General features: G+C 73.9%; 12 protein-coding genes. 2 read left to right on the top strand and 10 right to left on the bottom strand.

Features of this window, described 5'->3' with window-relative positions; translation table 11 throughout:
* Positions 1-298: 298 nt before the first annotated feature.
* The 8 genes from hemL to hemE are packed head-to-tail and all read right to left on the bottom strand — an operon-like array spanning position 299 to position 8,840.
* Positions 299-1,615 (bottom strand): glutamate-1-semialdehyde 2,1-aminomutase, encoded by a 1,317-nt coding sequence (gene hemL / locus JOF43_RS14210; protein WP_209903355.1) that lies wholly within the window; start codon positions 1,613-1,615, stop codon positions 299-301.
* A gap of 41 nt (positions 1,616-1,656) precedes the next feature.
* Entirely contained in the window at positions 1,657-2,685 is a 1,029-nt protein-coding gene (hemB, locus tag JOF43_RS14215; protein WP_209903356.1) for a porphobilinogen synthase, read from the bottom strand.
* Complete coding sequence (locus JOF43_RS14220; RefSeq protein ID WP_209903359.1) at positions 2,682-3,458, bottom strand: uroporphyrinogen-III synthase; 777 nt, start codon at positions 3,456-3,458, stop codon at positions 2,682-2,684. Before JOF43_RS14220 ends, hemB begins: the two co-directional genes overlap by 4 nt.
* 11 nt (positions 3,459-3,469) lie before the next feature.
* Positions 3,470-4,468, bottom strand: coding sequence for a hydroxymethylbilane synthase (gene hemC, locus JOF43_RS14225; protein ID WP_209903361.1), 999 nt, complete (start codon positions 4,466-4,468; stop codon positions 3,470-3,472).
* Entirely contained in the window at positions 4,465-5,634 is a 1,170-nt protein-coding gene (locus JOF43_RS14230; protein ID WP_209903363.1) for a ferrochelatase, read from the bottom strand. The genes hemC and JOF43_RS14230 overlap by 4 nt, the downstream gene beginning before the upstream one ends.
* 40 nt (positions 5,635-5,674) lie before the next feature.
* On the bottom strand, positions 5,675-6,376 hold the full coding sequence (gene hemQ, locus JOF43_RS14235) for a hydrogen peroxide-dependent heme synthase (RefSeq protein WP_209903365.1): 702 nt from the start codon (positions 6,374-6,376) through the stop codon (positions 5,675-5,677).
* Entirely contained in the window at positions 6,373-7,803 is a 1,431-nt protein-coding gene (gene hemG / locus JOF43_RS14240) for a protoporphyrinogen oxidase (protein ID WP_209903367.1), read from the bottom strand. The genes hemQ and hemG overlap by 4 nt, the downstream gene beginning before the upstream one ends.
* On the bottom strand, positions 7,800-8,840 hold the full coding sequence (gene hemE / locus JOF43_RS14245) for a uroporphyrinogen decarboxylase (protein ID WP_209905320.1): 1,041 nt from the start codon (positions 8,838-8,840) through the stop codon (positions 7,800-7,802). Before hemE ends, hemG begins: the two co-directional genes overlap by 4 nt.
* 331 nt (positions 8,841-9,171) lie before the next feature.
* On the opposite strand from hemE, the gene JOF43_RS14250 reads away from it, so the two are divergent.
* Complete coding sequence (locus JOF43_RS14250; RefSeq protein WP_209903368.1) at positions 9,172-10,647, top strand: glutamyl-tRNA reductase; 1,476 nt, start codon at positions 9,172-9,174, stop codon at positions 10,645-10,647.
* Here the strand turns inward: JOF43_RS14250 and JOF43_RS14255 are convergent.
* A complete protein-coding gene (locus JOF43_RS14255; RefSeq protein WP_209903370.1) occupies positions 10,631-11,011 on the bottom strand; it encodes a hypothetical protein in 381 nt (126 codons plus the stop codon). The genes JOF43_RS14250 and JOF43_RS14255 overlap by 17 nt on opposite strands.
* A 66-nt stretch (positions 11,012-11,077) precedes the next feature.
* Between JOF43_RS14255 and JOF43_RS14260 the strand changes: the two genes are divergently transcribed.
* Positions 11,078-11,359, top strand: coding sequence for a hypothetical protein (locus tag JOF43_RS14260; RefSeq protein WP_245354557.1), 282 nt, complete (start codon positions 11,078-11,080; stop codon positions 11,357-11,359).
* A 7-nt stretch (positions 11,360-11,366) separates the two neighbouring features.
* Here JOF43_RS14260 and JOF43_RS14265 read toward each other — a convergent pair whose 3' ends face one another.
* Positions 11,367-13,490: an acyltransferase family protein gene (locus JOF43_RS14265; protein ID WP_209903372.1), complete on the bottom strand. Its 2,124-nt coding sequence runs from the start codon at positions 13,488-13,490 to the stop codon at positions 11,367-11,369.
* Between the last annotated feature and the right edge of the window lie 15 nt (positions 13,491-13,505).

Genomic DNA, 13,505 nt, shown 5'->3' on the forward strand with positions numbered 1-13,505 from the left:
CCACACGACGCGAGGTGACACGAAGAGTGTTGGGGAGCCCAGGACATCGGGACCCCGCGCGGAGGGCGATGACTCCATCGCGGCGAGCGACGGCCACGACACGGAGCCGGCCATCGCTGCGCACGGCACGAGCCACGCCACGCGGGTACCGGACCTGCACACAGGCGGACCTGCGGCACCCGCGAGGCGACTCTCTCGCCGCCGCGGAGCACTGACCAGGCAGCCGGAGCCAGGTGCCCGGATCCGACCGTGCAGCGGTCGCCGTCCGGTCACCGCCCGGGCGAGAGCACCGCCCGGATCACGCCGAGGCGGCGGCCCTCGCGGCGCCCGGCAGCGCCGACGCGATCCGGTCCAGGACTTCCGGAGTGTGGGCGGTCGAGACGAACCAGGCCTCGAAGGCCGACGGCGGCAGGTAAACCCCCGCTTCGAGCATGGCGTGGAAGAAGCGAGTGAAGGCCTCGGTGTCCTGAGCCTTCGCGTCCTCGTAGCCCGTCACAGGCTGCTCACGGAAGAACACGGAGAACAGGGTCCCCGCCGTCTGGACGACGTGCGGAACCCCCGCCGCGGTGAGCGCATCGGCCACCAATTGCTGCAGCGCGCGCGAGGTCGAACCGAGCCGCGAGTACGCCGTCTCGTCGAGCCCGGCGAAGGTGGCCAGGCCTGCCGCCGTCGCCAGCGGATTCCCTGACAGCGTGCCTGCCTGATAGACCGGGCCGGACGGGGCCAGCAGACCCATCAGATCCCTCCGGCCACCGAAGGCCCCGACCGGCAGACCGCCACCGATCACCTTGCCGAAAGTCATCAGGTCCGGTGCCCAGCCCTCCCCGTCGACCCCGTAGTAGCCCTCGCGGCTCGCGCGGAAGCCGGTGAGCACCTCATCGCTGATCAGCAGCGCCCCCTCGGCGTGCGCCGTCTCGGACAGGAAGCGGTTGAAGCCGATCCCGTCCTCCTCCTGCGGCGGCACGACACCCATGTTGGCGGGCGCGGCCTCGGTGATCACGGCGGCGATCTCCCCACCACGCTCGGCGAACAGTGCCGTCACCGCGTCCCGGTCGCCGTAGGGAAGCACCACGGTGTCGCGGGCGGTCGCGGCGGTCACCCCGGCCGAGCCGGGCATCGCGAAGGTCGCCACCCCGCTGCCGGCTTCGGCCAGCAGGGCGTCGACGTGCCCGTGATAGCAGCCCGCGAACTTCACGATCACATCGCGGCCGGTCGCGGCGCGGGCCAGCCGCAGCGCGCTCATCGTCGCCTCGGTCCCGGAGTTCACCAGGCGCAGCTGCTCGAGGGGGCCGACCCGGGAGATGACCTCCTCGGCGAGCGTGACCTCACCGGCCTGCGGGGCCCCGAAGGACAGCCCACGCCCCGCGGCCTCGCGGACCGCCTCGACGACCCGCTCCTCGGCATGACCGAGGATCATCGGCCCCCACGACCCGACCAGGTCCACGTACTCGCGCCCGTCGGCGTCCTGCAGCAGGGCGCCCTTCGCGGAGGTGAGGAACGGCGGGGTCCCGCCGACGGAGCCGAAGGCACGCACCGGCGAGTTCACCCCCGACGGGATCACCTGCTGGGCGCGGGAGAACAGATCGGCGGACGAGGTGCTGGAGGTGCTGGTCATCAAGGGGGCTCCTTCGGGAAGTGCGGGGCGGGCTGTGGGGGTCACTGGAATTCGCGCAGGTGAGCGGGCAGCCCTTCCCGGTACCACCCGGCGACCTCGCTCGCGTAGTAGGTCAGCACGGTCGAGGCCCCCGCGCGACGGAACGCCAGCAGGGACTCCAGCACGGTGCGGTCGCGGTCGGTCCAACCGTTCGCGGCGGTCGCTTCGATCATCGCGTACTCCCCGGAGACCTGGTAGGCCCCCACCGGCACCGGAGAGGCCGCGGCCACCTCCCGCAGCACGTCGAGGTAGGGCAGGCCGGGCTTGACCATCGCCAGGTCGGCCCCCTCGGCCACGTCCAGCTCCAGCTCTCGCAGCGCCTCCCGGCCGTTGGCGGGATCCTGCTGATAGGTGCGTCGATCGCCCTGCAGCGAGGAATCGACGGCCTCGCGGAAGGGCCCGTAGAACGCCGAGGCGTACTTCGCCGTGTAGGCGTAGATCGCGGTCTCGAGGTGCCCGGCCGCATCCAGCGCCTCGCGGATCGCGGCGATCTGACCGTCCATCATCCCCGAGGGCCCCAGCAGGTGGGCGCCCGCCTCCGCCTGGGCCAGGGCCATCTCGCGGTATCGCACCAGCGTGGCGTCGTTGTCGACGCGCCCATCGGCGTCGAGCACGCCGCAGTGGCCGTGGTCGGTGAACTCGTCCAGGCACAGGTCGGCCATGATCACCGTGGAATCGCCCAGCTCGGAGCGCAGTCGGGCCAGAGCCTGGTTGAGGATGCCGTCCGGATCGGTCGCGCCGGAGCCGACGGCGTCCTTGTGCTGGGGCACGCCGAAGAGCATCACGCCGCCGACGCCGCGCTCGGTCGCCTCGGTCGCGGCGCGCACGAGGGAGTCCATCGTGTGCTGGAGGACGCCGGGCATGGAGGAGATCGGCGTGTTCTCCTGCGCGCCCTCACGGACGAACATCGGCAGCACCAGGTCCGCCGGACGCAGGGTGTGCTCGCGCACCAGGGAGCGCATCGCCGCGCTCGAACGCAGCCGACGAGGGCGGTCGATCGGGGTGGGGCCGAGGGGGTCCGGGACGGTCATGGTGAGCTCCTTGGGACGCAGGGATGGGGAGAGTCGAGGGCGGTCAGCACCGCGCGGACGAGCGCCTCGTCGGTGGGTTCGTCGGCCTGGACGGTGGTGAGGAGCCCGGCCGTGCGGGCAGCCTCCTCGGTGGGCGTGCCTATCGTGACCACGGCGGTCGAGGCGTGCACGCCGGTCCCGGCCGCGGCGCGGGCGATCATCGGACTGGTCAGCACGATCGCGGCGTGGCCACCGCTGCGCAGGGCCGTGGCGGTCGCGGCGGGCAGGGGGAGCAGCTCCGGACGGTACGCGGTGACCCGGTCGAGGCGGTAGCCCTTCGCGGCGAGCCCTTCGGGCACGGTCGGGGACGCGGCGGCCGACGCCGGGAACAGGACCGCGGTCTCCCCGTCGGCCGGGGGCATCGCCTCCACGAGCGCCGCACCGGAGCCCGCTGCGACCAGGTCGGCCGGGGCGCCGGCGGCGGAGAGGGCCTCGGCGGTGCCGGCGCCGACGGCGAGAACCCGGGTGGTCGCCGGGACGTCGAGGCGCGGCGCTCCCGGCGGGAGGGCCGCCAGCAGCGCCTCGACCGCGGTGCGGGAGGTGATCACCAGGTGCGTGTACGCACCGGCGGCGAGGTGCCCGCACGCCGCGGTCAGCTCCGAGCTGTCCTCGAGCGTGAGGCGGACCAGCGGCCGATGCTCGACGACCAGGCCCTGCTCCTCGAGCAGGTTCACCAGGGCGTCCGCGCGCCCGGCCGGTCGGGTGACCAGGACGGGCCGGCGCGTCGTCGGCATCGGCGCGCTCATCAGGCCTTCGCCTCGGCCAGGATCTGGCCGGCGCCGCGCTCGAGCAGGTCCGCGGCGAGCTCGGTGCCGAGCCGGAAGGGCAGCGATCCGACGCCCGAGGCCGGGTCCTCGTCCGGATCGAAGGCGACGCGCGCCGACCCCTCGACCACGTGGGAGCCGTCGGGCCGGATCGCGAGCGCCCGCAGCTGCAGCTCGCCCTCGAGGATCTCCCCGTAGGCCCCGACCGGGGCGGAGCAGCCCGCCTCCAGGGCCCGCAGCAGGGCCCGTTCGGCGGTGACCGCGGCGCGGGTGACGGGATCGTCGACCGCGGCCATCCGCGCTCCGAACCAGGCCGGGGCGGTGTCCGGCGTGGTGCCGTCGAGCGCGGCGACCGTGGCCTCGACGGCGAGGGCGCCCTGGGCCGGGGCGGGGAGCATGATCTCCACCGGCAGCAGCTGGCTGATCACCGCGTCGCGGCCCACGCGCTGCAGGCCGGAGGCGGCCAGCACCACGGCGTCGAGGTCCGCGTCCTCGCCGAGGGCCCGCGCCAGGCGGGTCTCGACATTGCCGCGGATGGCCCGTACGTCCAGGTCCGGGCGGGCGCGCAGCAGCTGCGCGGCCCGGCGCGGGGAGCCGGTGCCGACGCTCGCGCCCTCGGGGAGCCGGTCGAGGGTCAGCCCGTCGCGGGCGCAGAGGGCGTCGCGCGGGTCCTCCCGCGGCGGGATGCACGCCAGGCGGATGTCCTTCAGCGACGCGGTGGGCAGGTCCTTGCAGGAATGGACGACCACGTCGACCTTCTCGTCCAGCAGGGCCTGACGCACGGCGGTGACGAACACGCCGGTGCCGCCGATCTGCGCGAGCGGGCTGGTGCGGTCGACGTCGCCGTGCGTGCTCACGTGCACCAGCTCGACCTCACGGCCGGTGCCCTCGACCAGTGCCTCGCCCACCTGCCCCGACTGGGTCAGGGCCAACGAAGAGGCGCGGGTGCCGATCCGGAGCGGGGCCAGGCCGGCCGTCATGAGGGCGCTCCCGCCGTGGCCGCCTCCCGCTCGCGCAGGTGGGCCGCGATCTCCGGGAGGGTGTCCACGCTCTCCCCGGCCGGCACCGCGGTGTCCGCAGCGACCTGGCAGCAGTTGTGGCCGCACACGTCCTCGACCGCCCCGAGCTCGGTGACCGCCACCCGCTCGCGCCCGGGATCGAGGTGCTCGGCGACGATGTCCGCGAGCGCGGCGATGAAGCGTGGATCGGTGCCGGCGGTCGCCACGCGGCGGAAGGCCAGCTGGTTCTCCTCGGCGGTCTCCTTCGCCTCGGTGTCCAGGTCCCAGATCACCTCGACGTGGTCGCTGACGAAACCGATCGGCACCACGACCACCGCCTCGGCGGAATCGTCCTCGGCGACCCGCTCGATGACGTCGTTGACGTCGGGCTCGAGCCACGGGGTGCGCGGGGAGCCCGAGCGGGACTGGTAGACCAGCTCCCACTGGGGCGTCACGGGCAGGTCGTCGTGCAGCTGGTCCATGACGTAGCGGCAGGCGGCCAGATGCTGCTGCACGTACCAGTCGCCGGCGGTCGCCTGGTCCGGGGCGACGGGCCCGGAGGCGTCGTTCATCGCAGTGGGGATCGAGTGGGTCGAGAACAGCACTCGCACCTGGTCGGTGTCGTGCCCGGCGCGCTCGAGGTCGTTCAGCGCCGCCCGCACCCCGTCGACCATCGGAGCCAGGAAGCCCGGGTGGTTGAAGTAGGAGCGGGACTTCTCGATGGTGATCTCCTCCAGCAGACCTGCCTCGTCGAGCCGGCGCGCGAAGTCCTCGCGGTACTGGCGACAGCCCGAGTAGGAGGAGTAGGCGCTGGTGATCAGGGCGAGCACGCGACGGTGGCCGCCGGCGTGGAGAGAGGAGATCGCCTCGGCCGTGTACGGCTCCCAGTTGCGGTTGCCGAAGTAGATCGGCAGGTCGATCTCGCGGGCGTCGAGCTCGGTCTCGAGCGCCGCGATCATCGCGCGGTTCTGCGCGGTGATGGGGGAGCGGCCGCCGAGGGCGCGGTAGTGGCCGGCGACCTGTTCGAGGCGCTCATCGGGCACGCCGCGTCCGGCCGTGACGTTGCGCAGGAACGGGATCACGTCGTCCTGCCCCTCGGGGCCGCCGAAGGAGGCGAACAGGATCGCGTCGTACTGGGTGGTGGTCATCGAAGAATGTCCTCCGTGGACGGGGTGGGGTCTCGGGTGCTCAGGCGAGCAGGGCGGCGACGTCGTCGAGGGCGGGGAGGCGACGACCGGTGTGGAAGGGCAGCTCGTCGCGCACGTGCAGACGGGCATCGGAGTAGCGCAGGTGGCGCATCATGTCGACCAGGTCGTGGAGATCGTCCGCCTCGAAGGACAGCAGCCACTCGTAGTCGCCGAGCGCGAAGGCGGCCACCGTGTTGGCATTGACCTGCGGGAAGTCGCGTCCCAGCAGGCCGTGCTCGCGCAGCATCCGATTGCGCTCGTCCTCGGGCAGCAGGTACCACTCGTAGCTGCGCACGAAGGGGTAGACGGTGATCCACTGCTTGCGCTCGGCGCTGGGCACCATGAAGGAGGGCACGTGGGCGCGGGCGAACTCCGCCATCCGGTGTACGCCGACGGAGGCCCACTCGCGGTTCAGCCAGGTCCCGGGCAGGGAGTTCTCGAACTCGCGCAGCGCGGACTGCAGCGCCTCGGGCGCGTCGGCGGCGAGCCACAGCATCAGGTCGTCCTCGGCCCGGAAGCCGGAGACGTCGTAGAAGCCCAGGATCTCGGCTCCCTCGGCTTCCATCAGCGCGGTGACGTCGCCGAGCGCGGCGGTGATCTGCTCCGCGGTGACCTCGCCGTCCTCCGTCAGCCCGGAGATCCGGCGGAAGACGGTGTAGCTGGTGTAGCGGGTGTTCTTCGCGAGCTCTTCGGGAGAGGTCATGAGCGGGGTCCTTCCGTGGTGGATGAGTCGGCGCGGACGATCGCGTCGATGCCGGTGCCGGCCCGCCAGGAGCCGACGAGTTCGAGGGTGCCCGCGAACGACTCGGCGGCGAGCAGCCCGCCGAGGGCGTCGAGGGCGGCGCGGTGCCCGGGGAGGGCCTGCCGCATGGCACGGTCCCAGTCGATCACGCGCGCGTCGCGCAGGTGCTCACGGCCGAGGACGGTGCCGAGGATCCGGGAGGCGTCGGCGAGGGCAAGATCGACGATGTCCTCCCGCGGCGGCAGCTCCTCCCCGGGACGGCCGTAGGACAGCCGCACCACGTGCGGGCTCGCAGCCGACGGGAGGGCCTCGCGGGCCAGGTGCCGGACGTGCTCCCACTTGGCGCTGGCATGGGTCAGGGCCTTCGCGCGGATCCCGGCGGTGCCGGGCGCGACCAGGGCTCCGGTGCCGGAGGGGAAGGCGTCCAGCGCCGGGGCGTCGAGCACCAGGGCGACCAGTCGCACCGCGGCCGACGGGGCCTGCGGCACGGCCTCGGCGATCGTCGGCGCCGCATCGGCCAGCAGCGTGCGGGCGGTGTCGGGCGGGCAGGCGAGGACCAGGCGGTCCGCCGTGAGGCTCTCGCCGCCGTCGGTGCTGATGACCCAGCCGTCGTCGGTCCGGTCGACCGTCTCGACCCGCACACCGGTGCGGAGGATGCCGCCGGCGCCGAGGATCCGCTCCTGCAGCGCCTCGGGGAGCGCGGCCATCGTGGGGGTGAGGGAGTGCACGCGGGTGCCGGCACTGCCGGCAGTGGCGGTGCTGCCGCCGCGCAGTCGCCGCACGGCCCCGGTCAGCGAGCCGTGCTCGGCCAGCCCGGCCGCCAGCTGGGGGGAGGCGGCCGCGAACTCGACCGTCGCGGGATCGGCGGAGTGGACCCCGCCGACGATCGGGGCCACCAGGCGCTCCAGCACGGCCGGGCCCAGACGCCGGGTGACCACCTCGGCGACCGTGGCACCGGGGCGGGAGCCGACGGCGGCCGGCAGGAATCGTTCGAGGCTCGCACGAAGGGCGGCCCGGGTACCGAGCACCGCACGGACGTCGGCGGCCAGCGGACGGCCGGGGACGCCCAGCAGCGAGCCGCCCGGGGCGCGGTGCACACCGGCGTCGGAGACAACACGGCTGCCCAGTCCCTCGCGGGGGGAGACGACGCGATCGGCCAGCCCCAGCTCCTCCACCAGAGCGTCGACCGCGCCGGAGCCGGTCGCATACGCCTCGGCGCCCGCGTTCAGCGCGAGGCCCGCGGCTTCCGTGAGCTCGGTCGCCGCGATCGCCCCGCCGGCGGTCGTACCGGACTCGAGGAGCACCACCCGGCGGCCGGCGCGCTGATGACGTCGTGCGGCGAGCAGCCCGGCGAGGCCGCCGCCGACGACGAGGGTGCGTTCACTCATGCCCGCGGGACGCGCTGCTCGTGGAGGAAGCTGACCAGGTCGGTCAGGACCTGCGGATCGGTGTCCGGAGGCACGCCGTGACCGAGGTTGACCACGTGGCCGCTGGCCCGGGCGCCGGCTGCCAGCACGGCGCGGGCCTCCTCGTGACGGGCCGGCTCGGAGGTGAACAGCACGGCCGGGTCGATGTTGCCCTGGATCGGGGTGCCGGCGGGGAGGACCTCGAGCGCCCGGTCCAGGCGCAGGCGGTGGTCCACACCCATCACGGTCGCCCCGGCCTCGAGCATCGGCGGCAGCAGGTGCGCCGCGCCCACCCCGAAGTGGATGCGCGGCACGGGCAGGTCGGCCACGCGGGCGAGGGCGGCGGCCGAGTGGGGCCGGACGTGTCCGGTGTACATCTCGGCGCCGAGCGCCCCCACCCAGGAGTCGAACAGCTGCACCGCGGACGCCCCGGCGAGCACCTGGGCGCGCAGGAAGCGACCCGAGAGCTCGGCGACCCAGGCGGCCAGGCGGTCCCACACCTCGGGACGCGAGCGCATGAGCGCGCGGGTGCGCAGGTGGTCCCGGCTGGGACCGCCCTCGACCATGTAGCTGGCCACCGTGAAGGGGGCGCCGGCGAAACCGATCAGCGGCGTGGTGGCGAGTTCGTCGACGGTGAGGCGCACGGCCTCGCGGATCGGCTCGAGCGCGGCGTCGTAGTCGTCGCCGAGCGGGGGCAGGGCGTCGACGTCGGCCTCGGTGCGGATCGGGTGATCGAAGACGGGCCCGACGCCGGGCCTGATCTCCACGCCGAGCCCCGCCAGGCGCGCGGGGACCACGATGTCGGAGAAGAAGATGCCCGCGTCCACGCGGTGGCGGCGCACGGGCTGGAGGGTGATCTCGGCGGCCATGTCGGGGCGCACGCAGGAATCGAGCATCGTGGTGCCCTCGCGCAGGGACCGGTACTCGGGAAGGGAGCGTCCGGCCTGTCGCATGAACCACACGCTGGGGGTGTCTGCTCGGTCACCTCTGAGCTCCCGCAGGAGCGAGGCGTCGGCCACACCGCCGGCGGCGACGGGGCGCGTGGCGGGGTGCCCCTCCGGCAGCGCGGAGGCACTCGCGGGGGCCGACCCGGAGGGGGACGGGGAGGGTGAAGGCGCGGCCGCGGCGGAGTCGTCAGGGGTGCTGCCACCGTCCGGGCCTGCGGCGATCCCGGGTTCTGACACGCGTCGCGAAGGATCTGACGCGATGTCGGCAAAAGGTAGCTCTGACATGCTGTTCGGTGTCATGACGCACCCATTGTGCACATGCTTCCCGAAAGGTCGACCCAGCCGTCGCGGAGGGACGACCGATGGGCGGCGGACGCGCCGCGGGCGGGCCTAGACTGCGATCATGCTCGCCGCTCTCCGTGCCACCCACGAGCACCTCGACCTCGAGGTGCTGGACGCCCTCACGCGGGGCGCCGGCACCCTGCCCCAGGCGATCGACGAGCTGCAGACCGCACGGGCGCGCGAGATCGGTGCCGCCCCGGTGGTGGCCGGCCAGGTCGTGGTCAGCACCTGCAACCGTCTCGAGGTGTACCTCGACACCGACCGCTTCCACGAAGGCGTCGACCTGGTGATCGACGCGGTCGCCCGCACCAGCGGCCTCGAGCGGGACGTGGTCTCGCTGTGCTTCGACGCCGCGATGGACGTGCCCGTCCCGCAGCACCTCTACGAGGTCACCTCCGGGCTGCGCTCCCTGGTGATCGGCGAGGCCGAGATCGCCGGTCAGGTGCGCCAGTCCTACGAGAGCGCCCGTCGCGACGGGCGCACCACCTCCATGCTCCACGACCTCTTCCAGCACGCGTTCCGCTGTGCGAAGCGGGTCGCCACCCAGGCCCCCGTCGGCGCCGCCGGACGCTCCGGCGCGGCGGTCGCGGTGGACCGGGCCGGTCTCGAGCTCGGCGGCTTCGAGGGGCGCACCGCGCTCATCGTCGGCACCGGCGCCTACGCGCGCCTGGGCCTGGCCGAACTGGCCCGCCGCGGCCTCTCCGATCTGCGCGTGTTCTCGCCCTCGGGGCGCGCCGCCGGCTTCGCCGAGCGCCACGGCGCCGAGGTCGTCGCCGCCGAGGATCTCGATCACGCGCTGCGCGCGGCCGACCTCGTGCTGGCCTGCTCCGGTCGCGGCACCTCGCTGTTCCCCGAGCAGTTCCTCGGCGCCGGACGCACCGTCGTCCTCGACCTCGCCCTGCACTCCGACCTGCACCCGCTGGTGCGCCACCTCAAAGGCGTGAGCGTCCTCGGCCTGACCGACCTCAAGGTCGGGGTCGAGGCGACCGACGATCCGGCACTGACTGCGGCGCGCGAGATCGTCGAGGAGACCGTCGAGGCCTTCCGCGTGCAGCAGGAGGTGCGCCGCATCGACCCCGCGATGGCCGCCATGCGCCGCGAGGTCGCCGACGCCGCCGACGACGAGGTCGACCGGCTGCGCCGCGACGTCTCCGGGGAGACCGCCGACGTGCTCGAACGCAGCGTGCGCAAGATCCTCGCCAAGGTGATGCATCAGCCTGCCGAGCGGGCCCGGCACCTGGCCGAGACCGGCTTCGCCGACGCCTACGTCGAGGCCTTCCACACCATCTTCGGGATCGACATCTCCTCCGGGAGGGAAGCCGAGGAGACGCCGGAGTCCGAGGACATCGCCCCCGCCGGCTGGATGCGGGTGGACCGCACGGTGCCGCCGCGGCTGACCGGCCGCGCGCTCGGCGCCGACGCCGCACCCCGGGAGGCGGTCCCGGCCTCGACCCTCGCCCGGGCCGCGCTGCGCGAAGGGCAGTGCCCCGTCGGATTCGGCCCCGGGGGGACCGGGCGGATCAGCCCCGACGCCTGAACAGGCCCCATCGCCGGGCAGGACGATCGCGCTCCGCGGGGTCGGCGACGCTCTCCACGGCCGGCTCCGTCGACGGCTCCTCGATCCGCAGCCCGTCCTCGTCCACCCACTCGTCGGTCCAGCCGACGTCCGACTCGTCGCGCGGACGATAGTCGCGGCGCGGACCGAGAACGCTCCCGAGGTCCGTCGGCTCCTCCTGCGGAGCGGCGACCTCCTCACCGCGGTGCGGGACCGGGCAGGTCCAGAAGTACGGGCAGCCCGGACAGCCGGCGGTCTCCTCGTCCGGGGTCGCCTCGCGCTGCATCTGCACCCCGTCGATCTGCTGCAGCATGCGCAGACGCGACTCGTAGGGATTGATCTCCATGACCTGTTCAGACTACTGCCCGGGAGCGGATGGAGGCGGGCCGGGACGAACCGTAGGATCGGATCCATGATGAGCACCCCGCAGCAGCGCGTCCACGACGCCACCCGTCGTCTGCTCGACCTCCTCGAGTCCGGGCAGTCCCTCACCCCGGAGGCGATCGAGCTGCGGGCCGAGCTCGCCGAGGCCACGGCCGAGGCCAGGCACCTCGAGGACGCGTTCTACCAGGCCGAGGAGCTGCTCAAGGACGCCCAGCGCGAGCACGGCCCCGACCATCAGGCCGTGACGCGGGCTCGTGCCGCCCGGGCCGCGGTCGAGGAGATCGCGCGTCGCAGCGTCGAGGGGATGTGAGGGTCGCTCACCAGCGGAATCCGCTCTCGGCGAGCTGGTCGTCCACACCGTCCTGCATCGAGGTGGCGTAGGTGCCGGTGAGGTGGTCGCCGTCGAGGAAGACCCGCACCCTGCCGATGACCGGGGAGCACGTTCCCTCCGGGCAGACCAGCGGGTTGGGGTCGACCGGCACGGCCGCGTCCTCGGCCGTCGCGAGCAGCTCGGCGTCGGGCCGCTCGGCCGTCAACGGCTCGGGCAGTGGGAGCTCGCAGCGGTCGGAGTCGGCGCCGTGCTCGGCCGCGCACGCGGTGGGGTCGGTCCTCAGGCGCGGCAGAGCGCGCACCGCCAGCGCCGTCGTCCCGCGTCCGGTGATCCGGGGCAGGGTGGTGTCCATCCCCGGGGTGAGCGATTCGGTGCCGTCGCGACCGAAGGCGGTGGTCGCCAGCGCCACGGCCTCGGGATCGACCCGCTCGAGGTAGTCCGCGGAGGCGCGGGAGAAGGCGTCGCAGTCCGAGCTGATCTCGGCGTCCGGGGCGAAGGTGCACCCGCCCCTCCACAGTGTCACCAGGGTCCAGCCCTCGCGCTCCGCGAGTGCGATCAGGGACCCGGAGAACTGCTCCATGCGGGAGTCCCCGACGCTCACGAGCACGGGGGAGTCCTCGCTCGCCCCCGGCGCGACGCGGCAGATCGCTCCGAGCTGCTCGGTCTCCGATCCGGTGGGCGCGAGCTCGCCCGTGCACTCCTCCTCCGCGCTGACCCAGTCGTCCGCGACCAGTGCCTCGGTGGGGATCACGGCGGCGGACGGATCCGCGTCGGGGGCGGGCTCGAAGTCCGGGGCGAGGACCCGGGCACCGGGATTGTCGCTCGCGGCCTGGGCCTCCGCCGCGCGCTGGCCGGCCAGCAGGTACTGCTGGGCGCCGAGCACCGGGGCGAGGCCGAGCACCAGGACGACCACGGCGACCAGACCGGAGCGCCGCGCCCGGGCGCCCGCCCAGGGCCAGCGCCGGATCGGCGTGTCCACGAGCCGGGTCAGCAGCCAGGCCGTCACCAAGGAGGCCAGGATCAGCACGAGGCCGTCGAGCAGTCCGGCGCGCTCCTTCCCGGTGTGGGCCAGGTACAGGGTCAGCAGCGGCCAGTGCACCAGGTACAGACCGTAGGAGATGTCCCCGAGCACCTTCGCGGGGCCCGTCGCGAGCAGGCGGTCCACGGCCAGACGGTGCCCGGTGGTGCCGACGACGAGCACCAGGGCCGCGGCGGCCAGCGGCCAGATCGCGATCCAGCCGGGGAAGGCCCCCTCCACGTCGATCAGCAGCCCGCAGGAGACCAGTCCCGCGATGCCCAGCCACCCGGCCACCACCCGCGGCGCCACGGGCACGGGGGCCTCCGCGCGGCGCCGGCCGCGCCCGGCCCGGCGGGCGGCGCTGCGAGCCTCCCACCAGGGCAGGGCCAGGCCCAGCAGGCTGCCGGCGGCGAACTCCCACAGGCGGGCGAAGGTGTCGAAATAGGCGATCTGCTGCTGGGTGGCGGTCGAGTACACCGACCAGACGAAGGAGGCCACCATCACCGCGGCGAACACGACGGCGAGCACGCCGCGCACCGGACGGCCCAGCAGCCGCGCCACCACCACCGCCAGGGCGATCAGCAGCGGCCAGGCCAGGAACACCTGCCCCTGGATGGACAGCGACCAGAAATGCTGGAAGGCCGAGGGCCCGGCCTCATCGGCCGCGTAGTAGTCCACCCCGCGCCGGATCAGCACCCAGTTCTGCACGTGCAGCAGGGAGCCGGCCGCGTCGGTGAGGGCGGGCAGCCAGCGCTGCGGCGGCAGGATCGCGTACACACCGGCGAGGGTCGCCAGGGAGACCACCGCGGTCGGCGGCAGCAGGCGCTTGAAGGTGCGGGCCCAGTAGGCGAGGGGCCGGGTCGGCCCGCCCCGGTCGATGATCCGCAGGAAGGTGCCGACCAGCAGGAACGAGGAGATGAACAAGAAGACGTCGACGCCGCCGGAGACCCGGTCGAACCACACGTGGTAGAGGACGACGAGGCCGATCGCGAGGCCGCGCAGCCCGTGCAGCTCCGGCCGGAACCGGCCGGCATGGGTCGCGGCGCGGTCCGCCCCGGCAGCCGGGGAGGGCGTCGTGGCGTCGAGGACCATCGAAGAGCGGGCCCC

The sequence above is a fragment of the Brachybacterium sacelli genome (genome assembly GCF_017876545.1).
Classification (GTDB): Bacteria; Actinomycetota; Actinomycetes; order Actinomycetales; family Dermabacteraceae; genus Brachybacterium; species Brachybacterium sacelli.